Origin of the sequence: Streptomyces omiyaensis (genome assembly GCF_014650895.1) — a bacterium.
Taxonomy (GTDB): domain Bacteria; phylum Actinomycetota; class Actinomycetes; order Streptomycetales; family Streptomycetaceae; genus Streptomyces; species Streptomyces omiyaensis.
The window spans coordinates 83990-109695 of sequence record NZ_BMVV01000008.1 but is presented as its reverse complement, the minus strand read 5'-3'; the positions used below and the strand labels follow the sequence as shown (position 1 = coordinate 109695).

The 25706-nt window shown below is 75.3% G+C and carries 23 protein-coding genes; 12 read left to right on the top strand and 11 right to left on the bottom strand.

Going from position 1 to position 25706, the window contains the following annotated elements; translation table 11 throughout:
* Positions 1–263: 263 nt before the first annotated feature.
* From IE287_RS15530 to IE287_RS15495, 8 genes are all read right to left on the bottom strand, one after another.
* Positions 264–1121: a class F sortase gene (locus IE287_RS15530; protein ID WP_189849640.1), complete on the bottom strand. Its 858-nt coding sequence runs from the start codon at positions 1119–1121 to the stop codon at positions 264–266.
* On the bottom strand, positions 1108–1809 hold the full coding sequence (locus IE287_RS15525) for a hypothetical protein (protein WP_189849639.1): 702 nt from the start codon (positions 1807–1809) through the stop codon (positions 1108–1110). Before IE287_RS15525 ends, IE287_RS15530 begins: the two co-directional genes overlap by 14 nt.
* A gap of 129 nt (positions 1810–1938) precedes the next feature.
* Positions 1939–3417 (bottom strand): CitMHS family transporter, encoded by a 1479-nt coding sequence (locus tag IE287_RS15520; protein ID WP_189849638.1) that lies wholly within the window; start codon positions 3415–3417, stop codon positions 1939–1941.
* Positions 3418–3535: 118 nt separating this feature from the next.
* The gene (locus IE287_RS15515) at positions 3536–5752 is read right to left on the bottom strand and encodes a molybdopterin-dependent oxidoreductase (RefSeq protein WP_189849637.1); all 2217 of its coding nucleotides are present in this window, start codon (positions 5750–5752) and stop codon (positions 3536–3538) included.
* 99 nt (positions 5753–5851) lie between these two features.
* Entirely contained in the window at positions 5852–6499 is a 648-nt protein-coding gene (locus tag IE287_RS15510; RefSeq protein ID WP_189849636.1) for a TetR/AcrR family transcriptional regulator, read from the bottom strand.
* A 19-nt stretch (positions 6500–6518) separates the two neighbouring features.
* Positions 6519–7919, bottom strand: coding sequence for a hypothetical protein (locus IE287_RS15505; protein WP_229883510.1), 1401 nt, complete (start codon positions 7917–7919; stop codon positions 6519–6521).
* Complete coding sequence (locus IE287_RS15500; RefSeq protein ID WP_229883509.1) at positions 7916–8812, bottom strand: cupredoxin domain-containing protein; 897 nt, start codon at positions 8810–8812, stop codon at positions 7916–7918. The genes IE287_RS15505 and IE287_RS15500 overlap by 4 nt, the downstream gene beginning before the upstream one ends.
* Complete coding sequence (locus IE287_RS15495) at positions 8809–10866, bottom strand: right-handed parallel beta-helix repeat-containing protein (protein WP_189849635.1); 2058 nt, start codon at positions 10864–10866, stop codon at positions 8809–8811. The genes IE287_RS15500 and IE287_RS15495 overlap by 4 nt, the downstream gene beginning before the upstream one ends.
* A gap of 154 nt (positions 10867–11020) precedes the next feature.
* On the opposite strand from IE287_RS15495, the gene hmgA reads away from it, so the two are divergent.
* From hmgA to IE287_RS15470, 5 genes are all read left to right on the top strand, one after another.
* Positions 11021–12343 (top strand): homogentisate 1,2-dioxygenase, encoded by a 1323-nt coding sequence (gene hmgA / locus IE287_RS15490; protein ID WP_189849634.1) that lies wholly within the window; start codon positions 11021–11023, stop codon positions 12341–12343.
* Positions 12344–12388: 45 nt separating this feature from the next.
* Positions 12389–13138 (top strand): GntR family transcriptional regulator, encoded by a 750-nt coding sequence (locus tag IE287_RS15485; protein ID WP_189849633.1) that lies wholly within the window; start codon positions 12389–12391, stop codon positions 13136–13138.
* A 526-nt stretch (positions 13139–13664) separates the two neighbouring features.
* The gene (locus IE287_RS15480; protein ID WP_189849632.1) at positions 13665–13979 is read left to right on the top strand and encodes a hypothetical protein; all 315 of its coding nucleotides are present in this window, start codon (positions 13665–13667) and stop codon (positions 13977–13979) included.
* 66 nt (positions 13980–14045) lie between these two features.
* Positions 14046–15272: a type ISP restriction/modification enzyme gene (locus IE287_RS15475; RefSeq protein ID WP_189849631.1), complete on the top strand. Its 1227-nt coding sequence runs from the start codon at positions 14046–14048 to the stop codon at positions 15270–15272.
* 295 nt (positions 15273–15567) lie between these two features.
* Positions 15568–16764, top strand: a complete 1197-nt coding sequence (locus IE287_RS15470) for a CaiB/BaiF CoA transferase family protein (protein WP_189849630.1) — start codon at positions 15568–15570, stop codon at positions 16762–16764.
* 152 nt (positions 16765–16916) lie between these two features.
* Here IE287_RS15470 and IE287_RS15465 read toward each other — a convergent pair whose 3' ends face one another.
* Positions 16917–17189 (bottom strand): hypothetical protein, encoded by a 273-nt coding sequence (locus tag IE287_RS15465; protein WP_189849629.1) that lies wholly within the window; start codon positions 17187–17189, stop codon positions 16917–16919.
* A 297-nt stretch (positions 17190–17486) separates the two neighbouring features.
* Between IE287_RS15465 and IE287_RS15460 the strand changes: the two genes are divergently transcribed.
* On the top strand, positions 17487–18500 hold the full coding sequence (locus tag IE287_RS15460; protein WP_189849628.1) for a protein kinase domain-containing protein: 1014 nt from the start codon (positions 17487–17489) through the stop codon (positions 18498–18500).
* Here the strand turns inward: IE287_RS15460 and IE287_RS15455 are convergent.
* A complete protein-coding gene (locus tag IE287_RS15455) occupies positions 18484–19290 on the bottom strand; it encodes an SGNH/GDSL hydrolase family protein (RefSeq protein ID WP_189849627.1) in 807 nt (268 codons plus the stop codon). The two genes, IE287_RS15460 and IE287_RS15455, sit on opposite strands and share 17 nt — an antisense overlap.
* 634 nt (positions 19291–19924) lie before the next feature.
* Between IE287_RS15455 and IE287_RS15450 the strand changes: the two genes are divergently transcribed.
* The 4 genes from IE287_RS15450 (at position 19925) to IE287_RS15435 (ending at position 23811) form a co-directional block, all read left to right on the top strand.
* The gene (locus tag IE287_RS15450; protein ID WP_189849626.1) at positions 19925–20761 is read left to right on the top strand and encodes a glycosyltransferase family 2 protein; all 837 of its coding nucleotides are present in this window, start codon (positions 19925–19927) and stop codon (positions 20759–20761) included.
* The gene (locus IE287_RS15445; protein ID WP_189849625.1) at positions 20758–21810 is read left to right on the top strand and encodes a glycosyltransferase family 2 protein; all 1053 of its coding nucleotides are present in this window, start codon (positions 20758–20760) and stop codon (positions 21808–21810) included. The genes IE287_RS15450 and IE287_RS15445 overlap by 4 nt, the downstream gene beginning before the upstream one ends.
* 50 nt (positions 21811–21860) lie before the next feature.
* Entirely contained in the window at positions 21861–22625 is a 765-nt protein-coding gene (locus IE287_RS15440) for a polysaccharide deacetylase family protein (protein WP_189849842.1), read from the top strand.
* A gap of 73 nt (positions 22626–22698) precedes the next feature.
* Positions 22699–23811 carry a DUF5925 domain-containing protein gene (locus IE287_RS15435; RefSeq protein ID WP_189849624.1) on the top strand — a complete coding sequence of 371 codons (1113 nt, stop codon included), beginning with the start codon at positions 22699–22701 and terminating at the stop codon, positions 23809–23811.
* A gap of 45 nt (positions 23812–23856) precedes the next feature.
* Here IE287_RS15435 and IE287_RS15430 read toward each other — a convergent pair whose 3' ends face one another.
* Entirely contained in the window at positions 23857–24234 is a 378-nt protein-coding gene (locus tag IE287_RS15430) for a GntR family transcriptional regulator (protein WP_189849623.1), read from the bottom strand.
* A 73-nt stretch (positions 24235–24307) separates the two neighbouring features.
* On the opposite strand from IE287_RS15430, the gene IE287_RS15425 reads away from it, so the two are divergent.
* Both IE287_RS15425 and IE287_RS15420 read left to right on the top strand, forming a co-directional pair.
* Entirely contained in the window at positions 24308–25228 is a 921-nt protein-coding gene (locus IE287_RS15425) for a GNAT family N-acetyltransferase (protein ID WP_189849622.1), read from the top strand.
* Positions 25209–25688: a ribonuclease FAU-1 family protein gene (locus IE287_RS15420; protein ID WP_189849621.1), complete on the top strand. Its 480-nt coding sequence runs from the start codon at positions 25209–25211 to the stop codon at positions 25686–25688. The genes IE287_RS15425 and IE287_RS15420 overlap by 20 nt, the downstream gene beginning before the upstream one ends.
* Positions 25689–25706: the final 18 nt, after the last annotated feature.

The window sequence follows — 25706 nt, the reverse complement described above, 5'->3', positions numbered from 1 at the left end:
AGCCCGCCCGAAAGGCGGGACGGGGAGCGGGAGGTGGGGCCCGGCGAGGAGCGGGCGGGAGCGGGCGGACGAGGGCGGGGGCCGTGGTGGGGCTGGTGGGGGTGGCGGGGCCGGGTCGGGGCCGGGTCGGGGCCGGGTCGGGGCCGGCACGGGAACGGCCCCGCGTCGGGCCGTCCGGCCCCCCGGCGGGGGTGACGGTAGCCGACGCGGGACCGGTGCGGGGTCCGCGCGGGGTCCGCGCGGGACCGAGGGGATCCCGCGCCTCAGATCGTCGTGTCGATACCGGTGAGGTGCGCGAAGACGACGATGTTGGCGTCGTAGCCGGAGCCCTGGTCGAAGGATCCGCCGCAGGTCAGCAGCCGCAGCTCGGGCCGGCCGGTGGAGCCGTACACCTCCTTGTCGGGGAACGCGGACTTCGCGTACGTCCGCACCTTGTCCACGGTGAAGACGGCGACCCGCCCGTCGGCGCGGGCGACGCGGACGGTGTTCCCGGGGCCGAGCGAGTCGAGGTCGAGGAAGACGGCCGGTCCGGTACGGGTGTCCCGGTGGCCGACCATCACGGCCGTGCCGCGCTCGCCGGGCGCCGGGCCGCGCGCGTACCAGCCGACCCGCTCCGGGTCGTCGACCGGGGGCACCCCGAGCCGTCCCTGCCCGTCGAGCGCCAGGTCCATGGTGGGCGCCTCGACGGTGATCGCCGGCACCGCGACGGCGGTGGGGCGGGAGCGGGAGAGCGGGGCGGGGAGCGCGGCCGGCTTCGGGGCGGCCCGGGGCCGGGTCCGTTTCACGGCACCGTCCCGGCTCGCGGGGGCGCCGGCCCCGTGGGCCCCGGGGGTGCTCCCGGACGCGTCGGCACGGCTCTTCGGCGGCTGCGCGACGGAGGCCCGGGGCACGCCGACGACGGCGTCCCGCGGGGCTCCGGCGGCACGGGCGGGCGGCGCCTCGTCCGACGCCCCGGCGTCGGACTTGGCGTCGGCCCCGGCGACGGGCTGCCGGCCGGCGGGGTCCCCGTCCCCGCTCCACCACAGGCCTCCGGTCACCAGGACCACGGCCACCGCCACGGTCCTCGCGAGCCGGAGGAGCCGTCGCTGCCGGCGCGTGAGGCGGGCCTTACGCCGCGCCATCGTCGCGGCGGCGCGAGCGACGGATCAGCACCAGGCCGGCGGTGCCCGCGAGGCCCGCGGCGACTGCGGCGCCGACGCCGAAGCCGGAGCCGTCCTCGGCGGCGGCGAGCCGGGCGCTGCCGCCGCCGCCCGCGCCGACCGGACCGTTCGGGGGCCGGTGGCTCCCGCTGCCGCCGTTCCAGCTCCCGTTCCAGCTCCCGTTGCCACCGGCGTTGTTGGTGCCGTTGGCGTCGGCGGCTCCGGTGCCGGCTCCGCTACCCTTGGCGTTGGCGCTGCCGCTGGTTCCGTTGGCGCAGTCGACCTGGAAGGTCCTGCTCCTGCTCGTGCCGCTCGCGCCTTCGAGGGTCCAGGTGAGCCGGTACGTCCCGTCGGGCAGGGCGAGCGGGCGGGTGCGCCCGTCGCCGTCGGCGAGCGTGAGGCTCTCGCTCAGTCCGGGGGCCCCGGCCCTGCCCGGCTGGGCGGCGACCTCCCACCTCACCCTCTGCCCCTGTCCGAAGCCGGAGGCGACGAGGTAGAAACCGCAGACCTCGGACGCGCTGCGCGGGTCGTCGAACGCCGCACCGGCCTCGTGGATCTTCACGTCGCCGCGGTCGCCGGGGGCGGCGTACGCGGCCGGGAGGCCGCCCGCGAGGGCGAGGCCGGCGAGGGCGAGACCGGCGGCAAGGGGCCGGGCGGTGCGAGCGGGCATGCGGGGTTCCTCCGTGCGGATGCCATCGGACGTTTCATCTGATATTCCGACTATCCGTCAGATACCGGGCGCGCACGGTGGCGACATGCGGGCGCCGCACCCCCGGTCCCCCGTCCGGCCCTGGACCGGTCAGACGATCCCGAAGAGGACCGCCGCCGCGAGCACGACCAGCGAGGTGAGCGCCGCCCACTTGACCGTGAAGCGGGTGTGGTCGCCGAACTCCACCTTCGCCATGCCGACGAGCACGTACACCGCCGGGACCAGCGGGCTCGACATGTGGAGGGCCTGGCCGACGAGCGAGGCGCGGGCGATCTCCAGCGGCGAGACGCCGTGGGCGGCACCGGCCTCGGCGAGGACGGGCAGGACGCCGAAGTAGAAGCCGTCGTTCGACATGAAGTAGGTGAGCGGCAGGCTGAGCAGACCGGTCACGAGCGCCATGTGCGGGCCCATCCCCTCCGGGATGGCGCCGACCAGCCAGTCGGCCATGTGCCCGACCATCCCGGTGCCGGTGAGGACCCCGGTGAAGACGGCGGCGGCGAAGACCATGCCCGAGACGTTGAGGACGTTGTCCGCGTGGGCCGCCAGGCGCTCCTTCTGCTCGGCGGGGCGGGGGTAGTTCACGGTGAGCGCGAGCGCGGCGCCGATGAGGAAGAGGACCGGGATCGGGAGCACTTCGAGGATCATCGCCGCGAGCAGGGCGACGGTGAGGGCGGCGTTGAACCAGTAGAGCCGCGGACGGAGGGTGGCCCGGTGCGGGTCGAGGCCCTGGAAACCGGGGGCCCCGGTGTCCCCGTCCCGCCCGTCGGCGGGGGCGTCGCCGGCACCTCCGGCCGGAGCGCCGCAGGCCTGGCCGCCGCCCGCGCCGCCGCCTGCCCGCCGGGTCCGGCGGCCCGCGCCTCCGGCCTCGCCCTCGGTCTCGCCCGCGCTCCCGCCGGCGCCCACGAGGACGGACCCGTCGCCGGTCCCGGTGGCGAGGGCCTGGTCGAGGGTGAGGTAGCCGATCCGCTTCCGCTCGCGGCGGCCGAGGACGTACGCGAGCGCGACGACGAAGAGGAGGCCGACCGCGAGCGCCGGGATCATCGGGACGAAGATGTCGCCGGCGTCGAGTTTGAGCGCGGTGGCGGCCCGGGCGGTGGGACCGCCCCAGGGCAGGGTGTTCATGACGCCGTTCGCCGTGGCCGCCACGCCGGTGAGGACGACGAGGCTCATGCCGAGCCGCTTGTAGAGCGGGTACATCGCCGAGACGGTGATCATGAAGGTGGTGGAGCCGTCCCCGTCGAGGGAGACGATCGCGGCGAGCAGGGCGGTACCGACGACCACGCGGACCGGGTCGGCCTTGCAGAAGCGCAGGATGGCCCGGACGATCGGGTCGAAGAGGCCCACGTCGATCATCACGCCGAAGTAGACGATCGCGAACATCAGCATCGCCGCGGTGGGGGCCAGCTTGCCCACGCCGTCGATGACGTAGTCGCCGAGCTGGGCGCCCTGCCCGACCGCGACGCAGAAGAGGGCGGGGATCAGGACGAGCGCCGCGATCGGCGACATCCTCTTCATCATGATCAGGACCAGGAAGGTCGCGATCATGGCGAAGCCGAGGACGGTCAGCATGGAGGCACCTCACGTTCACCGTGGAACAGCCGCCGAGCGGCGGTCCGGATGACCGTAGGTGCCCCCTTCCGGCCTCAACAAGGGGTCGAGGCGTGAGCAATACGAGCAAAACCCCAGCTCACAGCGGTGGCGTCGATTCCGCCGGGGTCACCTCGACCGGGAAGCCGTTGAGGACGGCGGTCCCGGAGAGGGGGTCGAGGAGGGAGCCGTCGAGGAGCTGGTTGACGTTGACGCCGGGGCGGACGGCGGCCACGGTGAGGCGGGTGCCGGGGCGGTCGTGGCCCCAGCCGTGCGGCAGGCTGACGACCCCGGGCCGGACCGTGTCGGTGACCTCGACCTCCGCCGTCACCTCGCCGCCCGCGCCCTTGACGCGGGCCGGGGCGCCGGCGGCGAGCCGCAGCCGGGCGGCGTCGTCGGGGTGCACCTGGAGGGTGCACCGGTTCGAACCCCCGGTGAGCGCGGGGGTGTTGTGCAGCCAGCTGTTGTTGGAGCGCAGATGGCGGCGGCCCACCAGCTGGAGGGTCCCCGGCTCCGGTACGGCGGTGAGGGCGGCCCGCAGCCGGGGCAGGTCGGCGGCGATCGGGTCCGGGAGGAGTTCGATCCGGCCGCTGCGGGTCCTCAGCACCTCGCCCAGGCGGGGCTTGAGCGGCCCGAGGTCGATGCCGTGCGGACGGGCCTTGAGCTCGTCGAGGGTGAGGCCGTACGGACCGAGCCGCAGCATCAGGTCGAGCCGCCGCTCGGCGCCGTTCGCACCGGTCAGCCCGGCGGCGTACTCCTTGGGGTCGGCGCCGTACGCGGGCGAGTGCGGCTCGGTGACCGCCCGGGCGAGGGCGGTGTCGACGGCGAGGTCGTCGACGGCGGAGGGCGGGCTCCCGTGGAGACCGGCGGCGGCGAGGACCAGCCGGGCGTGGATCTCGCACTCGTCCATCCGGCCGGCCTCCAGCGGGACGGCCGCCGGGGTGAGGCGGACCTGGTCGCGGACGGCGAACCCGTTGAAGGCGAAGTCGAAGTGGGCGCTCTGGGAGGGCGGCGGCGGGGGGAGCAGGACGTCGGCGTGGCGGGTGGTCTCGTTGAGGTAGGGGTCGACGCAGACCATCAGGTCGAGGCCGGCGAGGGCGGCGTCGAGGCGGAGCCCGTCCGGGGCGGAGAGGACGGGGTTGGCGGCGATGGTGATCACCGCCCGGATGCGGCCCTCGCCCGGGGTGTCGATCTCCTCGGCGAGGGCGGCGAGCGGGAACTCCCCCTTGACCTCGGGATGGCCGGAGACGCGGCTGCGGCGGCGGCCGAGGAGGAAGCCGCGGCCGGGCCCGGCGGGGCGGGGCGCCGGGGCGGTGGCGGAGCGGGGGAAGAGGGCGCCGCCGGGCCGGTCGAGGTTGCCGGTGAGGACGTTGAGGACGTCGACGAGCCAGTTGGCGAGGGTGCCGTGGGACACGGTGGAGCTGCCCATCCGCCCGTAGACGGCGGCGGTGGGCGCGGCGGCGAGCTCCCGGGCGACGGCGCGGATCGTGCCGGGGTCGAGCTCGCAGACGGGGGCGACGGCCTCGGGGGCGAACTCCCGCACGGCGTCGCGGACCCGGTCGATGCCCTCGGTGCGGTCGGCGAGCGGGCCGGGGTCGGCGAGCTCCTCGGCGAAGAGGGTGTGGACGAGGGCGGCGAGGAGGAGGGCGTCGGTGCCGGGCCGGGGGGCGAGGTGGCGGTCGGCGAGGCGGGCGGTGCGGGTGCGGCGGGGGTCCACGACGGTGAGGGTGCCGCCGCGCCGGCGGAGCGCGGCGAGCCGGCCGGGGAAGTCGGGGGCGGTGCACAGGCTTCCGTTGGAGTCCAGCGGGTTGGCCCCGATGACCAGGAGGTGGTCGGTGCGGTCCAGGTCGGGCACGGGGACGGCGAAGGGGTCGCCGAAGAGGAGGCCGCTGGAGACGTGCTTGGGCATCTGGTCGAGCGTGGAGGCGGTGAAGAGGTTGCTCGTGCCCGTGGCGCGGAGGAGGAGAGGCGGGTAGAGCGCTCCGGCCATCGTGTGGACGTTGGGGTTGCCCAGGACGATGCCCAGCGCGTCGGGGCCGTAATCCTCGATCAGCGGGCGGATTCTCGCCGCGATCGTGTCGAAGGCCTCCTCCCAGCTCGCCTCCCGCAGCCGCCCGTCCTCGCGGACGAGCGGGGTGCGCAGCCGGTCGGGGTCGGCGTCGACCTGCGGGAAGGCGGCGCCCTTCGGGCAGACGAAGCCGCGGCTGAAGACGTCGTCGCGGTCCCCGCGGGCGCCGGTGACCCGGCTGCCGTCGAGGGTGAGGACGAGTCCGCAGGTGGCTTCGCAGAGGGGGCAGATGCGCGGGGCGGTGGACATGGCGTCTCCCGTGGGCGGCGTGCGGGGCGGCGGCTCGCGGTGAGCATACCGACCGGTAGGCACGTCGGGGAGGGGTGTGGCCGGGACGGCGCGCGGCGGTCAGCCGGCGAGGGAGGGGGCGAGGTAGGCGTGGAGGAGCTGCCGCGTCTCGTCGATGAGGGCGGCGTCGCCGCCGGGGTCGGCGCGGAAGGCGAGGCGGACGAGGGTGTCGGCGGTCTCCACGCCGACGAGCACCTTGCGCCGCAGCACCTCGTCGTCGGTCCGGCCGAGATGGGCGGCGAGCAGGCCGCAGAGCCGTTCGGCGACCAGCCCGTTGGGGTCCTCGGCGGCCCCTCCCCCGGCCTCCTCGGCGGCGGGGACGCCGAAGTCGACGAGGGCGAAGCCGGGCACGCTCCGCTTCATCGCGAGGAACTCGTCGAGGACGCCGTCGATCGCGGCGTGCGCGTCGAGGACGGGCGTCCGCTCGAAACGGGCGGAGATCCGCTCGGCGTACCGGTCGAGGTTGCGGTGGGCCAGGGCCGCGACCAGGGCCCGCTTGTTGCCGAAGAAGCGGTAGACCGAACCGATCGGGACGCCGGCGCGGGCCGCGACGGCCCGGGTGCTCAGCTGCTCGTAGCCGGTCTCGTCGAGGAGGCCGGCGCAGGCGTCGAGGATGCGGGCGAGCCGCTCGGCGCTGCGCTGCTGGACGGGGGTGCGGCGGAGCGCGGGCGGCGGGCCGGGCGGGCTGGTCTGGGGCACGGGGTCCATGATGCCGCTCCGATCCCGTTCAGGCGATGAGCAGTCCGATGCCGCCGAGGGTGTACGCGATCATCAGCGCGAACAGCGGGAGTTGGCCGGCGACGGCGCGGGCCGGCGGGAAGAGCCGGACGGAGCGGTCGTGGGCCGCGACGACGCCGAGGACGTGACCGGTGACGATCGCGGCGACCTGGAGGACGGCGAGGCCCGCGGGACCCAGGGGTGGAGCGGGCGAGGGGGCGTTGTCAGTGCCCGCTGCCATAATGACGGTACGTGGTCCTTCGACCGCGAGGAGTGAGAAGTAGTGGGCGACGAGATAGCCGAGCGCGATGGGCAGCAGGGAGTGGGCGAAGGAGGTGAGGGGGGTGGTGAGGGCGCGGTTCAGCAGGCGGAGGGCGCCGGCGCAGAGTCCGTAGCAGGCGGCGGCGAGGGCGACGGCGGCGAGGAGGCCGAGGGTGGCGGTGGCGGTGGGGCCGAGGGAGGAGGTCTGGAGGGTGGTGATCCAGCGGGGGTTGTCGGAGAGGCCGTCGTAGGCGGTGGTGCCGAGGAGGACGCAGACGGTGGCGACGAGTCCGGGGGTCTCGGGGGTGGAGTCGAGGCCGTTGAAGGGCGAGCGGAGGACGAGCCGGCCGTCGGCGCGGCGGCCGAGCGGGGAGAGCCGGGCGAGGAGGGAGGAGTAGGCCTCGAAGGGGTCGGCGTGGGCGAACCAGGCGGCGCCGTGGCGGGCGGCGCCGAGGAGCTGGACGGCGAGGTGGACGGCGAGGGCGGTGAGGAGGACGGGACGGGAGGTGTTGTCGGGGGCGACGAGTTCCAGCCAGGCGAAGAGGAGGAGGCCGGCGGCGGCGGGGCGGATGCCGACGGCGGCGGGCACCGGCCGCGGACGGGTGGGCGGGCGGAGGGAGAGGAGGGCGCGCAGCGGGTTGACGAGGCGCCAGACGGGGCCGAGGAGGAGGGAGGCGGGCACCAGTCCGACCCAGAGGAGGACGTAGAGGGCGCCGGGGGCGGGGTTGCGGTCGGGGTCGTCGGGGCCGAGGAGGAGGTGGGCGAGGAAGAAGAGGGCGAGGGCGGCGCCGAGGACCCGCAGGGCGGTGCGGGTGACGGAGGAGTCGGCGAGGCGCTGGAGGGAGGCGGGCAGGGGGCGGCCGGCGCGGTCGCCGCGGAAGCGGGAGGCGGACCAGAGCAGGGCGAGGCCCAGGAAGGAGACGAACAGGGCCGTGAAGGCGCCGGCGTACGCGTAGAAGGGGGAGAGCGGCAGGTCGTGCTGGGCGCCCACGCCGTGCGCGAGCGGGAGGAGCGGGGCCTGGCCGGCGGGTTCGGGGAGGAACGGGAGGGGCGGGGCCTGGCCGGCGGCTTGGGGGGCGAACGAAAGGAACGAGGTCTGGCCGGCGGCTTCGTGGGCGAACGGGAGGGGCGGGGAGTGGCCGGTGGTCATCGGACCACCAGCTGGGTGAGGACGAGGTCCGACGCGTGGGTCTCCACCTCGAAGAGGCCGGTGCGGTCGGCGGTCAGGGTGAGGGCGGCCGGAATGCCGGGGGAGAGGGCCGCCTCGCGGTCGTAGCCGTGGACGTGGAGGGTGTCGGCGCGGTCGGAGGTGACCCGGAGGGTGATCCGCTCGCCCTTCCGGACCTCGACGCGCGCCGGGGCGGGGGTGACGGTGGAGCCGGTGACGCGGATGTCGAGGGTGCGGGTGGAGGGGGTGGGGTCGGGGGTCGGATCGGGGGCGGGCGCGGTCGTGGGGGCGGTGGTGGGCGGGGAGGCGGGCGCGGTGGCGGAGGGGGCGAGGGGGACCGTGGTCTGGACGGGTTCGCCGGCGGTGGCCCAGACCGTGTGGTCGTCGGCGTGGAGGCGGACGGTGAGGGTGCGGGCGCCGGCCGGGACGTGGAACCAGGGGCCGTAGGCGCGGGCGGCCTCGCGCCCGTCGACGAGGACGCGGGCGTGGCCGCGGCCGGTGAGCGCGCCGCCGCCGGTGGACTCGGGGGTGAAGCGGAACCTCTCCACGGCGAGGTGGACGTTCCAGCCGCCCTCGGTGTCCGGACGGGCCTCGGCGCGGACGGCCGGTGCCTCGGCGGCCGGGAGGTCGCGGAGGCGGTGGCCGGACTCGTCGCGGGCGGCGAGCAGGGTGCCGTGGGAGCCGGCGGCCTGCTCGTGGCCGGTGCCCGGCTTGTGGTGGGTGGTGGCCCGGCCGCCGCAGCCGGCGGCCAGGAGCAGCACGGCGGCGACGGCGGCCGCCACGAGCGGAGCGGAGCCGCGGGCGGAGCGGCGGACGGGGCGGGGAGCGGGGCCGGGGGTGAGGCGGGGAACGGGACGGGGAGCGGGGCGGGTCATGCGGGGATCTCCTCGGGGTGCTCCTCGGCAGGGGTGGAGGCGGGCTCGGGGGCGGGGCGGGCACCCGCGGCGACGACGGCCCACAGGACCCAGACGACGCCCAGGAGGAGGCGGATCCAGGCGGGGCCGAGGGGGATGGCCGGGATCATCAGGACGGACTTGTCGAAGGCGTCCAGCAGGGTGAGCAGGCCGAGGACGACCGTGGTCCAGGCGAAGACGGGGCGGGTGGGGCGCAGGAGGAGGCCGGTGACGGTCCACCAGGCGCCGGTGAGGAGCAGGGCGAGGGCGGGGACGTACGTCGGGGCCAGGGTGAGGGTGGCACCGGCGACGTCGAGGGCGAGTCCGGCGACCCCGGCGGCGAGGGCGACGGCGGCGAGGCGGCGGCCGCGCAGGCGGCGCCACCAGAGGGCGGTGCCGACGAGGGCGAGGAGGAGCGAGGCGGCGAGGGCGATCTGGACCTCGACGCGCTGGAGGCCGCGGGCGCCGTACCAGTCGCAGCCGGCGGGGAGGCGGCGGGCCTGGACGTCGTAGTCGGCGCAGACGAGGAGCTGGGCGAGCTTGACGGGTTCGCCGACGAGCCGGGCGGTGGCTCCGGAGACCTCTCCGCGGACGGGGCCGCAGGCGGGCAGGGCGCGGGGGCTGGAGGCGCCGGTGTCGTCCTGCCAGCAGTTCCGGCGGCCCTGGCCGTCCCACCAGACGTCGGTGCGGTTGGGGCGGGAGTTGCCCGCCTTGTCGATGCCGAGGCGGTTGTTCGCGTAGCGGTTGTGGTGGGAGGTGTCGGTCTGCTTGGACCAGGCGGACTCGCCGCGGATGAAGGCGGGGACGGCGTTGAGGTAGAAGCCGGTGCGCTCGTGGCCGTAGACCCAGTTGTCCTCGTAGAGGTTCCAGTTGCCGCCCGCGGTGATGATGCCGCTGCCGGGGGGCATGGAGATCTGGGGGCAGACGACGCCGTTCTCGTAGCCGCGTTCGGCCGGCGGCCTGGCGCAGGTGCCGTCGGCGACGTGGCGGTAGTAGTCCTCGTTGTTGTCGTGGATCAGGTTGCGCTCGAACTTGGCGTGGTTCTGCGGGAGTCCGGGGTGCCCGGGGAAGGCGGAGTCCATGGAGGCGCCGCCCATGTTGTGGTCGAACTCGTTGTCGTGGACCCAGACGGAGTCCCCGGCGGTGCCGGAGTAGCCGACCATGTTGTGGTGGCTGCGGCAGCCGGTGATCTCGATGGAGTAGCGGGGGACGTCGAAGCCGAGCCCGTCGTTGATGTTCGAGGCCGAGCCGGGGTAGATGCCGGAGTCGCCGTTGCCGTAGGACTCGCAGTTCTTGTAGAGGCCGTGGTCGGAGGCGAAGGTGAGGAAGCCGTACTCGTCGTTCCAGCGGGTGAGGACGTCGTCGATGACGAAGCCGTCGGCGGCGAGGACGTACAGCGAGTTGAAGGTGGTGCGCTGGGCGGTGAAGTTGCGGAAGTAGACGCCGTCGGACCTGTCGGCGCGGATCGCGTTGAGTTTGGTGTACTTCGCGTCGATGACCACGTCGAGGCGGGAGGCTCCGGTGCCCTCGATCTGGAGGTCCTTCTTGCCGAGGATCGCGACCAGGTTCTGGTTGTGCGGGCACTGCGCCTGCTGCTCGTAGCTGAGGATCTGGTAGCCGAAGGAGGACTTCGGGGCCTCCAGCGCGGCGCAGGCGCCGGTGGGGGCGGGGAGCGAGGGCTCCTCCTCGTACAGGCCGGGCAGGATCGCGATGGTCATGCCGGGCCGGCCGACGGCGTCGACGGCCTGCTGGAGGTGGCGGAAGCCGGAGCGGCCGCAGCGGGCGAAGAGCTCCCGGTTGCGTTCCTTGAGGCCGTCCGGGAAGCCGGCGATCCGGCGCTCGAAGTCGGCCCGGTCCGTCTTGCAGACGAGGAGGTCGGGCTCGCCCGTGCGGAGCTCCGGCACGCTGCCGGTGCCGTCGGGGAGGGTGACGGGCCGCTCCTCGTGCGCCTGGGCGACGGGGGCGGCGAGCAGGGCCGCGGCGAGCACCGCGAGCACGACCGAGAGCAGGGGGAAGAACCTTCTGGTCCACGACATGGCCGCGAGAGTAGAGCATTGTTCATCTTTTTGACCCCGTCGTGCGGGGACGGATCGCACGAGCCGGTCCGCCCGCCCCGTTGACGGGAGCGGCGGGGAATCCTACGGTCATCCATAGGATTCCTTTCAGGACAGCGCAGGACAGGAGCGGGCGATGACGACCGAGCAGGCCAGGAAGACGGCCGAGGCGCTCACGTACAGCACCGGATTCGGCAACGAGCACGGTTCGGAGGCGCTCCCCGGCGCCCTGCCGGAGGGCCGCAACTCGCCGCAGCGCGCCCCGCTCGGGCTCTACGCCGAGCAGCTCAGCGGCAGCGCGTTCACCGAGCCGCGGGCGCACAACCGCCGCTCGTGGCTGTACCGGATCCGCCCCTCGGCGGCCCACCCGCCCTTCGTCCGCGCCGACAACGGCGCCGTCCGCAGCGCGCCCTTCGCCGAGACCGTCGCCGACCCCAACCGGCTGCGCTGGGACCCGCTGCCGGAGCCGGCGCCGGGCACCGACTGGCTGGCCGGCCTGTGGACCCTCGGCGGCAACGGCGACGTGACCCAGCGCGCCGGCATGGCCGTGCACCTCTACCACGCCAACGCCTCCATGGAGCGGGTCTTCGGCGACTCCGACGGCGAGCTGCTGATCGTCCCCGAGCACGGCGGCCTCCTCCTCCGCACCGAGCTGGGCCTGCTCGCCGCCCGCCCCGGCGAGGTCGCGCTGATCCCGCGCGGCGTCCGCTTCCGCGTCGAGCTCCTCGACGAGACCGCGCGCGGCTACGTCTGCGAGAACTACGGCGCCCCGTTCCAGCTCCCCGACCTCGGCCCGATCGGGGCCAACGGCCTGGCGAACGCCCGGGACTTCCGCGCCCCCGTCGCCGCCTACGAGGACGTCGAGGGCCCGGTCGAGGTCGTCAACAAGTTCTGCGGCAACCTCTGGACCGCGACGTACGGCCACTCCCCGCTCGACGTCGTCGCCTGGCACGGCAACCACACGCCGTACGTCTACGACCTGCACCGCTTCAACGTCATCGGGACGATCTCCTACGACCACCCCGACCCCTCCATCTTCACCGTCCTCACCTCGCCCTCCGACACCCCCGGCCTGGCCGGCGTCGACTTCGTGGTCTTCGCCCCGCGCTGGCTGGTCGGCGAGGACACCTTCCGGCCGCCGTACTTCCACCGGAACGTGATGAGCGAGTACATGGGCCTGATCGAGGGCGCGTACGACGCGAAGACCGCCGGAAAGGGGGGCTTCGTCCCGGGCGGCGGCTCGCTGCACAACATGATGTCCGCGCACGGCCCCGACCGGGAGACCTTCGACAAGGCCAGCGCGGCCGAGCTGAAGCCGCAGAGGATCGACGACGGCCTGGCCTTCATGTTCGAGACCCGCTGGCCGGTGACGGCGACCGCGCAGGCGGCCGGGGCCGACCACCTCCAGCGCGGTTACGACGACGTGTGGCAGGGTCTGGAGCGTCATTTCCGGCCGTAGAGTCCTGCCTCAGCCGCCCCACCCCGTCGTCGTACGGAGAACGCCGTGACCGCCTTCGCCCCCGACTCGCTGGTCCTGAACCGCAAGCTCCCGCTGTGGTACCAGGTCTCGCAGTCCCTGCGCGCCTCCATACTGGGCCGCACGCCCGACGCCTCGCTGCGGCTGCCCACCGAGGAGCAGCTCGCCGCGCACTACGGCGTCAGCGTGCTGACCATGCGGCAGGCGCTGAAGGAGCTGGAGGAGGAGGGGCTGATCAGCCGGCACCGGCGGCGCGGCACCTTCATCGAGCCGGGCGCCCGGCGCTCCACCCCGCGCCGGCTGCTCGGCTCGATCGACGCGATCGTGGCCCAGCAGTCCGGCGAGCGGACCACGGTCCTCGGCCACGGCCCGGAGCCGGTGCCCGGCGATCTCGCCGAGTACTTCCCGGACGTGGCCGAGGTCGCGACCTACCGCCGGCTGCGCTCCGACGGCGAGAGCGACGAGCCGACGAACTGGGCGGAGAACGCGGTCCGGCCCGAGTTCGCCGCCGCCATCGACCCGGCCGACCTGGAGCGCTGGCCGATGACGAAGGTCCTCCGGGACGTGGTCGGGGTGCGCATCAGCCGCATCACCGACACGGTCGAGGCCCGCCTCGCCGACCCGGAGACGGCCGAACTCCTCCGGGTCCCGCTGCTCTCCCCGATCCTCCACTACACCGGCGTCACCTACGCCGAGGACGGCCGGGTCGTCGACGTCGCCCGCATCCGCTACCGCGGCGACCGCTTCTCCTTCACGGTGACGGTCGAGGCGCACTGACGCCGGGTCCGGTGGAGCGACCCGTACGCGAAGAGGACGCGCGAGGAGCCGTACCGCTGCGACGCCGGCCGCAGCAGCCGCCTCAGGGCCCCGGACCGGGGCGACAGCCGGGGCTACGGCGGGGAGACCGGGTTCATGTACAGCGAGGGACCGGACCGGGGGACCCGGAGGACCCCGAAGGGGACGTGAGGTTCACCGGCTCCACCGCCCTCGCCGACGGACTCGTGGCGTTCGGGATCCTGCTCACCGCGATCGGACCGGTCGGCGGGAACCTCCTCGCCCTCCCGCGGGCGCTCGGCGTGGAGGCGCGGCTCGTGCGCCGTGCGACCGAGCCGGCCGAGGCCGCCGGACGGGCGGCCGGGGACCACGAGCGCGCCGTCCGCGCGGTGCGGGACGCCGGGCAGGAGGGCGGGCTCGGCGCGGAGCCCGATCCCGAACCCCTGCGCGCCCTGCGGTGCTGCGGGAGGCCGGGCCCGGAACGCACCGGGCGGCGGAGGCCGCACGGGCGCTGCCGGAGCGACGCGCGGTGCTCCTGGAGGAAGCGGCGCCCGCCGCGGGACTGCGCACCAGGCTCCAGGCCGGGCCCGCCGCCCGGGCCGCCGTCGCCGCCGTCGCCGTCGCCGTCGCCGAGCTGCGCCGGCCGCTGGCCGACGCCGAACGATACGGACTGCGGGAGCGGTTCGCGCAGGCCTCGGTCGACCTGCTGCGAGGGCCCGGGTCCGAGCAGGCCGCCCTCGCCGCCGGGGCGGAGTGCGAAGGGGATCCCGAGGCGTGCCGCCGCCTGTTCGAGCGGTTGACGCGGACCGGGCCCGCGGCCGCCGCCGAACCCCGGCGGCGCTGACGCCCGGCGGGCCCGGACGGGCGCGGGCCGCGGGACGATGGCACCGCACGGACCGCGCTCGTTAGCATGCGGGGCGTGACTGAGGCTTCGCCGCGGCAGGCATTCCGACCCGACGACGGCACGCCCCTGCTCGACGAGCTGATGCCGTGGTCGGTGGCCCCGCTGCGCTTCGGGCGGGGATGGGTCGTGGCGCCCGACGCGCGGACGCTGCGCGGGCGGTGGGACCGGCTGGTCGCGGCGGAGGGCGGGGAGCGGGAGGCGCTGTTCCGGCCGAGCCGGGCGCGCACGACCGGCTCGGCGGTGGCGGCGCTGCCGGGACAGCGGACCGGGACCGGCCGGTTCGCCCGCGAGACCGGCCCCTGCCCCGAGCCGGTGCGGGTGCTGTCCGGGCCCTTCGACGAGCAGTGGCTGCTCCCCGACCACCGGCTGATCGACACCGCCCGGCCCGAGCTGTGGCGGGTGGCGGGCGGGCCGCAGCTCTTCGCCGTGGAGCAGGGGTACGTGCCGGGGGCGGCCGGACCGCCGCTCCTGGTGACCGGCGCGCTGCCCGAGGGGCGTTCCCCGGCGGGCCGTCCGGGCCGGATCCGGCCGCTGTTCCGGCGCCCCGGCGGCGCGGAGCCGAACCTGGCGCCGGGGCTCCTCGGCTTCCTCCGCGAGCGGTACGGGCCGGCCGACCCGGTCCGGTGGCTCGCCTGGACCGTCGCCGCGGCCGTCCCCTCCCCCGCCGGCTGCCGGGTGCCGCTGCCGGCGGACCCGGCGGCGTGGGAGGCGGGCGTGGCGCTCGGCCGGGAGCTGATGGACGTCCAGCTGCGGGGCGCGCTGACGGGGGCGCGGCCGCGGCTGCCGGGCGGGCGGCGCCCCTATGTGCGGGCGGCGCTCCCGCCGCGCCCGGAGTCGCTCGCGTACGACTCCGGCGACGAGGTCCTGAGCGTCGGCGGGGGCCGGATCGCGCCGGTGCCCGAGGCGGCTTGGGAGTACCGGGTCGGCGGGGTGCGGGTCCTGGAGCAGTGGTTCGCCCGCCGGACCGCGCCGGCCGAGCCCGGCTCGCTGGAGGCGATGGGTCCGGCTTCCTGGCCACAGGAGTGGACCTCCGCCCTCCTCGACCTGGTCACGGTGGTCGCGCTGCTGGGCGGGCGGGAGGCGGAGCGCGCCCCGTTCACGGCCGGCGGCGGTCCCGGCCGGGCCGAGCTGCGCGCGGCCGGGGTCCTGCCGGTGCCGGCCGGGGCGCGCCGGCCGGCCTCGGTGCTCGACCACCAGGAGGAGGGCCCGGAGGGGCAGTTCATGCTGGTGTGACGGTCCCGGGCCCGCCGCGCCGCCGGCCACCGGGCCGGGGAGGCCGCCGCGCCGCCGGGTCGGACCCGGGGCCTCGGGTCCGGGACCGCCGCACGACGGCACCGCCGGGCCGAAGGCCGGCCGTGCCACCGGATCACGCCCCGGGCCCGCCGGGCCGGGAAGGCCGCCGGGCCGGGTCGGTCCCGCGGCGTCCGGCCCGATCCGAAAGAAACGGCCCGGCGGGAGCCCCGCCGGGCGGGCGGTGTGAGCCCGGTCCTGATGACAGGGCCCGTCCGGGCACGGTAGGCAGACGGGCATGAGCACTCAGCCACTCCCCCTGGACGGGATCACCGTCGTCTCCGTCGAGCAGGCCGTCGCCGCGCCCTTCGCCACCCGCCAGCTCGCCGACCTCGGCGCCCGGGTCGTCAAGGTCGAGCGGCCCGACGGCGGCGACTTCGCCCGCGGCTACGACACCGCGGCCCGGGGCCTGGCCTCGCACTTCGTCTGGTGCAACCGCGGCAAGGAGTCGCTCGCCGTCGACCTGAAGGACCCGCGCGGGCGCGCCCTGGTGGGACGGCTCGTGGCGGAGGCCGACGTCTTCGTGCAGAACCTCGCGCACGGGGCCGCCGCCCGGCTCGGCCTCGACGCGGCCACCCTCTGCGCCGCGCACCCGCGGCTGATCGCCGTGGACGTCTCCGGGTACGGCCCGGACGGCCCGTACGCCCACCGGAGGGCGTACGACATGCTCGTGCAGTGCGAGACCGGGCTGGTCTCGGTCACCGGCACTCCCGGACACCCCGTCAAGTCCGGTGTCCCGGCCGCCGACATCGCGGCCGGGATGTACGCGTACACGGGCGTCCTCGCCGCGCTCGTCCGGCGCGGCACCACCGGCCGCGGCGGCCCCGTGGAGGTGTCGCTGTTCGATTCCCTCGCGGAGTGGATGGGGCACCCCCTGCACCACGGGGCGCACGGAGGTACGGCCCCGGCGCGCACGGGGCTCGCGCATGCGGTGATCGCCCCCTACGACGCGTATCCGACGGCGGACGGGAGCCAGGTGCTGCTCTCGGTGCAGAACGACCGGGAGTGGCGGCGGTTCGCCGAACGGGTCCTGGAGCGGCCGGAGCTCGCCGACGACCCGGCCTTCGCGACGAACGCGGCCCGGGTCGCGGGCCGGGCGGCGACCGACGCGGCGGTCGGGGCGGCGCTCGGCGCGCTGCCGGCCGAGGAGGCGGTGCGGCGCCTGGACGCGGCCGGCATCGCCTGCGCGCGGCTCAACTCGGTGGCGGAGCTGGTGCGCCATCCGCAGCTCGCGGCCCGGGACCGCTGGCGTCCGGTGGACTCCCCCGTCGGGGCGCTGCCGTCGCTGTTGCCGCCGGTCGTCTTCCCGGACGCACCGGAGGCGCCGATGGGCCGGATCCCGGCGCTCGGCGAGCACACGGACGCGGTCCTGGCCGGACTGGGCGTGCCGGCGGCGGAGGTGGCGGGGCTGCGGGCCGCGGGCGTGGTCGTCTGACCGGCGCGGCGGGGTCAGGGGGCGGGTACGACGGAGCGCCGGACGGGCGGGGACGCGTCCGGCGCTCTCGGCGTGCGGGTGGGTGCGGGCGGACCGGGGCGGTGGCCGTGCCGGGGACACGGGTCCGGCACCTCCGGCGCGCGCGGGAAGGGCTAGTGGCGGGCGCCGAAGAGGGTGCGGCGCAGGCGGCGCAGCGGGGCGAAGAGCGAGACCCGCGCGCGTCCGACGTGCATGCTCTGGGCCGGCGTCTCGTGGCGACGCGTCGTCAGTTCCCGCATGAGCAGGGTCGCCTCGGCCACCTCGCGCTGCGGCACGGCGGGACCGCCGAGCACCGCGAGATGGCGGTCGAGGCGCGAGCTGGTCGCGCTGCTCCCGCAGGTGATGGCAGGCACACGCGGCCTGCTGCGCATCGTTATCTGTTCCATGTCACTCCCCACCCGTACGAGGGCACTCGGCCCGGGCAGGTTAACCCTATCGCCCCACAGTGACACGCGTGTATCCCGCCGACGGGATTCACTGCACTCGTACGGGGGTTGACGGTCACTCTCCGAATACATCCGATTCCAGGGCGAGTTGGACAGGGTTCGAACACCTGCCGAACCGTCATGAACCATCCTGCACCCCGGCCGGCCGGCCGCGACTCCACCATCCGGTGTGATCTACGCCACCGGGGGCCGGTCGAGTGGGTCGCCACCCGGCGGGGGCGCGGCTACCGTGGGTCCATGACGCTGATCGCGGGCCGTTACCGGCTGCTCGACGCCCTCGCGGAGGGCTCGGCGGGGATCGTCTGGCGCGCCCGGGACGAGGCGCTCGGCCGAGAGGTGGCCGTCAAGGAGGTGCACGCCCCGCCGGGGACGCCCGAGGCGGAGGAGCGGCTCCTCTACGCGCGGGTCGAGCGCGAGGCGCGGGCCGCGGAGGCGATCTCCGGACCGGGCGTGGCCGCGGTGCACGACGTGGTGGTGGAGCGGGGCCGGCCGTGGATCGTGATGGAGCTGGTGCGCGGGCTGACGCTGGCGGAGACCCTGGAGGCGGACGGGCCGCTGCCGGACCGGGAGGCCGCGCGGGTCGCGCTCGGGGTGCTGGCGGCGCTGCGGGCGGCCCGCGCGGCCGGCGTCCCCTTCTCCGGCCTCGGACCGGACCGGGTGCTGCTCGCCAACGACGGGCGGGTGGTGGTGACGGGCGTGGCCACCGGGACCTCGGCACCGGACGCCCCGCCGCCGGGCCCCGAGGAGGACCTGCGGTCGCTGGGCGCGCTGCTGGGCGGGACGGTCGCCGATCCGGCGTCGGGACCGCTGGCCCCGGTGGTCGGGGGGCTGGCGGACGCGGACCCGGACGTGCGGGCCGGGGCGGTGCGGGAGCTGGAGCGGGTGGCCGGGACCGGGGAGCGGCCCCGGGCGGACGGACCGGCCGCTCCGGCGCCGGAGCGGCGGCCGGGAGTCGCGCAGGAGCGGGAGGACGGGGGTTCGGGCGGCGTGCGCGGGACGCGTGCGCCGGAGGAGGCGGAGGGCGCGGCGCCGGGTCCGCGGCGGCGCGGTCCCGGCCGGCGGGCGGTGATCGCCGCCGGAGTGGCCGGGCTCCTGTTGATCGCGGCGGCGCTGGTCTGGCAGGCCGTCAGGGACGGCGACCGGGGCGCCGGTCCGGCCGGGGGCGGTGCGCCGAGCACCGCTCCGGCCGTGCCCGGCGCCGCGGGTGCGGGCGCGGAGGACGGGGGACCCTCCGCTACGCCGCGTTCCTGAACGTGGGCAGGTAGCCGCTCGACTGGCCGGCGGCCGTCGGGTGGTAGGACTCGCCGATGTTGAGCCAGTTGACGCTGTGCAGCCAGGCGGAGCCGGAGCAGATCTCGTGGCCGGTGAAGGCCGGCACGACACTGGCGAAGGCGAAGCCGTGGTCGGCGGCGCGCTTGGCGACGGCGGCGTTGAGGTAGTCGGAGGCGCCGTTGATGGCTCTGCGCTCGTTCTCGCTGAGGCCGGCGACGCAGGTGCCGTTCAGCTGGTAGAAGCGCGGGTAGCCGAGGACGACGACCCGGGCGGCGGGGGCCTTGGCGCGAATCGCGCCGTACACCGCGTCGAGCCGGGCGGGCAGGGTGGAGTCCACGTAGCCCTTCGCCTGGTTCACCCGGTTGACGCAGGTGCTCTCGGACTGGAGCACACAGGTCGTCATGACGTCCGCGAAGCCCGCGTCGTTGCCGCCGATGGTGATCGAGACCAGGTCGGTGGCGGAGGAGAGCGGGCCGAGCTGCTTGCCGGTGACGTCGGTGGTGACGGCGCCCGAGCAGGCGGTGAAGGCGAAGGAGGAGGGGGCGTTGGCGTTGGCCCAGAGGCGCGGGTAGGCCTTGGTGGAGCGCTTGCAGTCGCCGCTGGCGCTGTCGTAGCTGCCGGCGCCGACGCCGGAGGAGTACGAGTCGCCGAGGGCCACGTAGTCGAGGGCGGCGCTCTCGGCCGCCTGCGCGGCCCCCGCCCCGGTGAGGGCGAGGACGGCGCCGAGCAGGAGCGAGGACGCGAAGGCCGCGCATCGCGACAGTTTCATGAAACCTCCCTGTAGCAGGATCTCTGCGCTACCAGGAAGTAGCATCGGATCCGCCGCTCCGGAAGTGTTCATGTCAAAACTGACCCTGGAGAGTGAGTGAACATCCCTCAGGAGTCGTCGATTTTCGGCCACCTGAGGAACCGGAGGTTCCCGTACCGCTTTACGACCGGACGGAGCCACGACACATCCGCACGACTCCGCACAGGGGTACGACGAAGTCCCACCGTTCCCACCAGGGAAGCGGATTGATCGAATCCGATCGCGAAGACAGCGCTTTCGAGCACAGTTCGTTCGCCAAAGTGCCTGAAACCGGGCCGCCCCAGCGGGACTTGCCATACAGTCCCATTCATCAATACCGTCGTACATCTCACCCGCATCGGTTCATCGGCACGGCGCTCTGGGGAGAGCGCCGGAGTCGCGGTGTTCCCGGAGCGGGGCGCGGTAGGGGGGTGCCGTGCCCGGTGTGCCGATGTGCGCCGGGTCGCGGGTACCGCGCGGCCAGTCATGCCAACTCGCCGATCCCGCAAGGAGATCGCTTCCGTGCGGGGATGGCGAGAACCCCCCTTTCGAACCGGACACACGACCGGGCCGCCCCAGGGGTGGGCGGCCCACCGGACGAGAGGGAAACCGACCGATGAGCTCGTTCCTGCGCCCGCCCGACACGGGCCGAGAATTCACCGAGCCGAGTCGAATAGCCGCCCAGTACCGGGCGATCACGTCTCACCTGGCGATCACTCCGCCGGTGAGCGTCGTCATTCCCGCGATGAACGAGGCGGAAAATCTTCCGTACGTGTTCAAGTCGCTGCCGGAATGGATTCACGAAGTCGTCCTCGTCGACGGAAATTCGACGGACAACACCATCGAGGTCGCCCGCGAGCTGCGCCCCGACGTCAAGGTCGTCAAGCAGGTCGGCAAGGGCAAGGGCGACGCCCTGATCAGCGGCTTCGCCGCCTGCACCGGCGACATCATCGTCATGGTCGACGCCGACGGCTCGGCCGACGGCCAGGAGATCGTCTCGTACGTCTCCGCCCTCGTCGGCGGCGCCGACTTCGCCAAGGGATCGCGCTTCGCGAACGGCGGCGGCACCGACGACATGACCGGAATCCGACGGCTGGGCAACTGGGCCCTCTGCTCGCTCGTCAACCGGAAGTTCGGCGCCCGCTACACCGACCTCTGCTACGGCTACAACGCCTTCTGGAAGCACTGCCTCGACAAGATCACCCTCGACTGCACCGGCTTCGAGATCGAGACCCTCATCAACATCCGGGTCGTCAAGGCCGGCCTGAAGGTGCAGGAGGTCCCGAGCCACGAGTACCTGCGCATCCACGGCGTCAGCAACCTCAACGCGGTGCGCGACGGCATCCGGGTCCTCAAGGTGATCCTCCGCGAGAAGCGCGTCCCCAAGGCCGCCCGGGCGCTCCGCCGCCCCGCCGCCTTCTCGGTCAACGTCCCCCGGGGAGAGGTGTCTTGAGCGACCGCCCGTCCCCGCCCCGCTTCTCGGTGGTGATCTGCGTCTACACGGAGGAGCGGTGGGGCGACATCCTCGCCGCCGTCGACTCCGTCCGGAAGCAGTCGCTCCCGCCGCTGGAGACGCTGCTCGTCGTCGACCACAACGAGCGCCTCCTGGACCGGCTCACCGAGGAGTACGCGGACGAGCGTGACCGCGGAGGGGTGCGGGTGCTCGCCAACGCGGGCCCCCGCGGCCTCTCCTCCGGCCGCAACACCGGCATCGCCGCCGCGCGCGGCGCCTTCGTCGCCTTCCTCGACGACGACGCCGTGGCGGAGCACGACTGGCTCCACCACCTCGCCGCCGGCTACGACGACCCGGCGGTCGTCGCCGTCGGCGGGCGCACGCTGCCCGCCTGGGCCTCCGGCCGCCGGCCCGTCTGGTTCCCCGAGGAGTTCGACTGGGTCGTCGGCTGCACCTACCGGGGGCTGCCCCCGGGCCGGGTGCGGGTCCGCAACGTGCTCGGCGGCAACGCCTCCTTCCGGCGCGAGGCCTTCGACGCCGCGGGCGGCTTCGCCACCGGCATCGGCCGGGACGGCGACCGGCGGCCGCTCGGCTGCGAGGAGACCGAGCTGTGCATCCGGCTCGCGAACGCCGTGCCGGGCGCCGTCCTGCTCATCGACGACCGGGCGGTCATCCACCACAAGGTCCCCGCCGCCCGCGAGCGCTTCGCCTACTTCCGCACCCGGGTCTACGCGGAGGGCCTCTCCAAGGCCCTCGTCGCCCAGAGCGTCGGCGCCGGCAAGGGCCTGGAGTCCGAGCGGCGCTACACCAGCCGGGTGCTGCCCGCCGGGGTGCTGCGCGGAGTGCGGGACGCGCTGCTCGGACGGGCGGGCGGCGCCGGCCGGGCCGGGGCGATCGTCACGGGCGTGGCGCTCGCCGCCGGGGGCTACGCCCTCGGCACCCTGCGCGCCCGCCGCGGCGGCTCCCCCACCTTCTCGTGGGGCCCGATCGAGACGGCGGGGACACCCCGCGAGGACCGGGACGCGGGCGCCAGGGAGGCGGTCGCGTGAGCGGCACCCCCGCCGGGACGGCCGCCGCGCCCTCCCCCGTACCGATCCTCATGTACCACGCGGTCGCGTCCGACCCGGCGCCCGCGACGCTCGGGCTCTCCGTGACGCCCGAGGCCTTCGCGGCGCAGATGGACGAGGTGGCGGCGCGGGGGTTCACCCCGGTCACCACCGCCGCCCTCGCCACCGCCTGGCGGACCGGCGCGGAGCTGCCCGCCCGGCCGGTGCTGGTGACCTTCGACGACGGCTACGAGGGCGTGCACCGCCACGCCCTGCCGGTGCTCGCGAAGCACTCCTTCGTGAGCACCGTCTTCGTCACCACCGGCTGGCTGCCCGGCCGGCACGCCACCGGCGGCGCCCTCGACGCGATGCTCTCCTGGGAGCAGGTGCGCGAACTGGCCGCCGCCGGGACCGAGATCGGCGGACACAGCCACAGCCACCCGCAGCTGGACCAGCTCGACGCGGGCCGGCTGCGCTTCGAGGCGCTGCGCTGCCGGGAGCTCGTCGGCGAGGAGCTGGGCACCGCGCCCGGCTCCTTCGCCTACCCGTACGGCTACTCCAGCCGCAGGGTGCGGACCACCGTCCGGGAGGCCGGCTTCGCCCAGGCCCTCGCGGTCGGCAACGCGCTCGCCCGGCGCCGCCAGGGGCCCTACGCCCTGGAGCGGGTGACCGTGCGCCGCTCCACCACGCCCGAGCAGTTCGGCCGGCTCCTCGAAGGAGGCTCCGTCGCGCGGGACTTCGCCGTCGACCGGGCCCTGACGAAGGGGTACGCGCTCGCCCGCAGGGCCCGCGGCGCGGTGCGCGGGCACTGGATCTGAGGCCTGGCGCGGCGCGCGGCCCGGCGGGACAAAACCCCGTGCGCGGCCCGGACGGTTGGCGGATCATGGCGGCATGCCAGACACCCCCGCCGTACCGTCCGGGCCGCGCGACGCGCTGCCGGTCGTGATCAGCCTCGACGACAGCGACTCGCCGAGCGACGTCATGGACGCGCTCTTCCTCGACCGGTTCACCACCGGGGAGCAGCCGCACTCGCACGGCCTCACCCTGGACCGGGCGAAGCCGGACGCGCCCCTGCTGCCGCCCGGCGCCCGGGTGCTGCGGGCGTCGAAGGAGGAGGACCGCAGCTCCGTGCTGGCCGAGGGCGAGGGGTGGACGATCCTCTCCTCCCGCTGGAAGCACCGCGCCGACGTCACCGTGACGGCGACCGGCCCCGAGCTGGCCGAGCGGATCCTCGCCGAGGCCACCGAGGGCGCCAAGGACGAACCCGAGCCGGAGCCCGAGGACGTCACCATGGGCTTCTGGTACCTGGCCCCGCAGCGGGGCCCGCGCCGGATGACCCGCCGGATCAGCGCGGACACCTGGGACGAGGCCCGCCCCAACTACACCGCCCCGGTGGCCCGGTCGATGGACCGGCTGATGAAGCTGACCCCCGAGGACGTCACCGGCCGCCTCCTGCTGCTGCACGGCCCGCCCGGCACCGGCAAGACCTCCGCGCTGCGCACCCTCGCCCGGTCCTGGCAGGAGTGGTGCCAGGTGGACTGCGTCCTCGACCCCGAGCGGCTCTTCAACGACATCGGCTACCTGATGGACATCGCCATCGGCGAGGACGGCGACGGCACGGAGAAGGAGCGGTGGCGGCTGCTGCTCCTGGAGGACTGCGACGAGCTCATCCGGGGCGGTGCGAAGGAGGCCACCGGCCAGGCGCTGTCCCGGCTGCTCAACCTGACGGACGGACTGCTCGGGCAGGGCCGGAAGGTGCTGGTGGGGCTCACCACCAACGAGGACCTGGAGCGGCTGCACCCGGCCATCGTGCGCCCCGGGCGCTGCCTGGCCCGGATCGAGGTCGGGCCGCTGAGCCGGGCCGAGTCGGCGGCGTGGCTGGGCCGCGAGGAGGGGGTGCCGGCCGAGGGGGCCACGCTGGCGGAGCTGTTCGCGCTGCGGCGCGGCGCCTCCCCGGCCGAACTGCCGGAGCAGCGCACGCCGGCCGCCGGGCTCTATCTGTGAGGACACGGTCCGCCGGGGGCGGGCGCCCCGGCGGACCGTCCCGCGTCACTCGGAGTCGTACGCGGCCCTCAGCGCGTCACGGACGGCGGCCTCGGCCTCGTCCCGGGTGAGTCCCAGGCGGTAGGCCTCCTCGGCGTACTGCGCGGCGGCGGAGGCGGCGTGGCGGCTGGCGGCGTCGCCGGCCGCGGCGACGAAGGTGCCGTGCCGGCCCCGGGTCTCGATGACTCCGTCGGCCTCCAGGGCCTTGTACGCCTTCGCGACCGTGTTCGCGGCGAGCCCCAGCTGTTCCGCGAGTCCCCGGACCGTCGGCAGCTTGTAGCCAACCGGGAGTCTGCCCGACCGGGCGCGCTCCGAGATCTGGGCACGCAGCTGTTCGTAGGGGGCGGTGGTGGACTGGTGGTCCACGTCGAGTGTCAGTGTCACCCGCCCGATTCTGCCCCCACCCCACCGGAAAATGGGAGGCGGCGGTGCGGTCCCGGCCGTAGCGTGCGGCCCCATGACTGTGATCGTCCGTGACGTACGGCCCGAGGACGCCGAGGGTTTCGCCCGCGTCCGGCGCGCGGCCCTCCCCTTCATGCTGGCCACCGCCGAACAGCTGCGCTTCGACTGGGCGCACGCCCATCCCGACTCCCACTCCCGGCCGCTGGTGGCGGTGACCGAGGGCGGAGAGGTGATCGGGACGGCGCAGGTCTCGGTCGCCCACGACGCCCCGGAGCCCGGCATCGGCCGGCTCAACGTCTACGTGGACCCGGCCCGCCGGGGGCTCGGCGCGGGGACCCTGCTGGTGCGCACCGCCGAGGAGCACCTGGCCGAGCGGGGGGCGACGAGGCTCTACAGCTGGGTCCTCGACGAGCCGGAGAGCCGCGCCTACGCGGAGCGGCGGGGGTACGCGCCGAGCCGCTCGGCGCACTTCCTGCGGCTGGACCTGACGGCGGGGCTGCCGCCGCTGCAGGCGCCGCCGGCCGGCGTCGAGCTGGTGCCGGCCGAGGAGTTCGCGGCGGATCCGCGCCCGCTCTTCGCGCTGGACGCGGCGACCACCGCCGACGAGCCGGGCGACGTGCCGGCCGAGCTGGACGACTATCCGCACTGGCTGGAGACCACCTGGAACCACCCGCTGCACGACCGGGCGCTGACGACGGTGGCGGTGGTGGACGGGGTGCCGGCCGCCTTCAGCGTCGCGCAGACCGACGGCCTGGGCCGCTACGCGACGGGGATGACGGGGACGGCCCCGGCCTTCCGCGGCCGCGGTCTGGCCAAGCTCGCCAAGAACGCGGCGCTGCACCGGGCGCGGGCGGCGGGCTGCACGGAGGCCTTCACCGGGAACGACGCGGGGAACGGGCCGATGCTGGCGATCAACGAGTGGTTCGGCTACGCGATCGGCGCGACGGAGGTGCGGCATGTCCGGGCGCTCGGTTGAGGTGGAGCTGTGGAAGGCGGGGCGGCTGAAGATCCGCTACCCGGCCGAGGTGGTGACGGAGACGGAGACGCGCCTGTCGGTGCGGGCGCCGTGGGCGGCGGAGGGGGTGCGGGACTTCGGTTTCGTGCGCTTCGAGCCGGGTGACGTCTTCGTCGAGCACTACTGGAGCGACCGGTGGTTCACCGTGAAGGAGGTGTGGTCGGCGGAGGGCGCGCTCAAGGGCTGGTACTGCGACATCACCCGGCCGGCCGAGTTCGGGGCGGCCGGGGTGACGGTCGAGGACCTGGATCTGGACCTGTGGGTGTCGGCCGACGGCAGCGAGGTGCTCCGGCTCGACGAGGACGAGTTCGCGGCGAGCGGTCTCGCCGTCTCCGACCCGGAGGCGGCCGAGCGGGCCGTCGGCGCCCTCGACGAGCTGGAACGGCTGGGCCGGCGGGGCCTGGTGGCGCTGCTCGGCTGAGCCCGCCGCGGGCCGGGG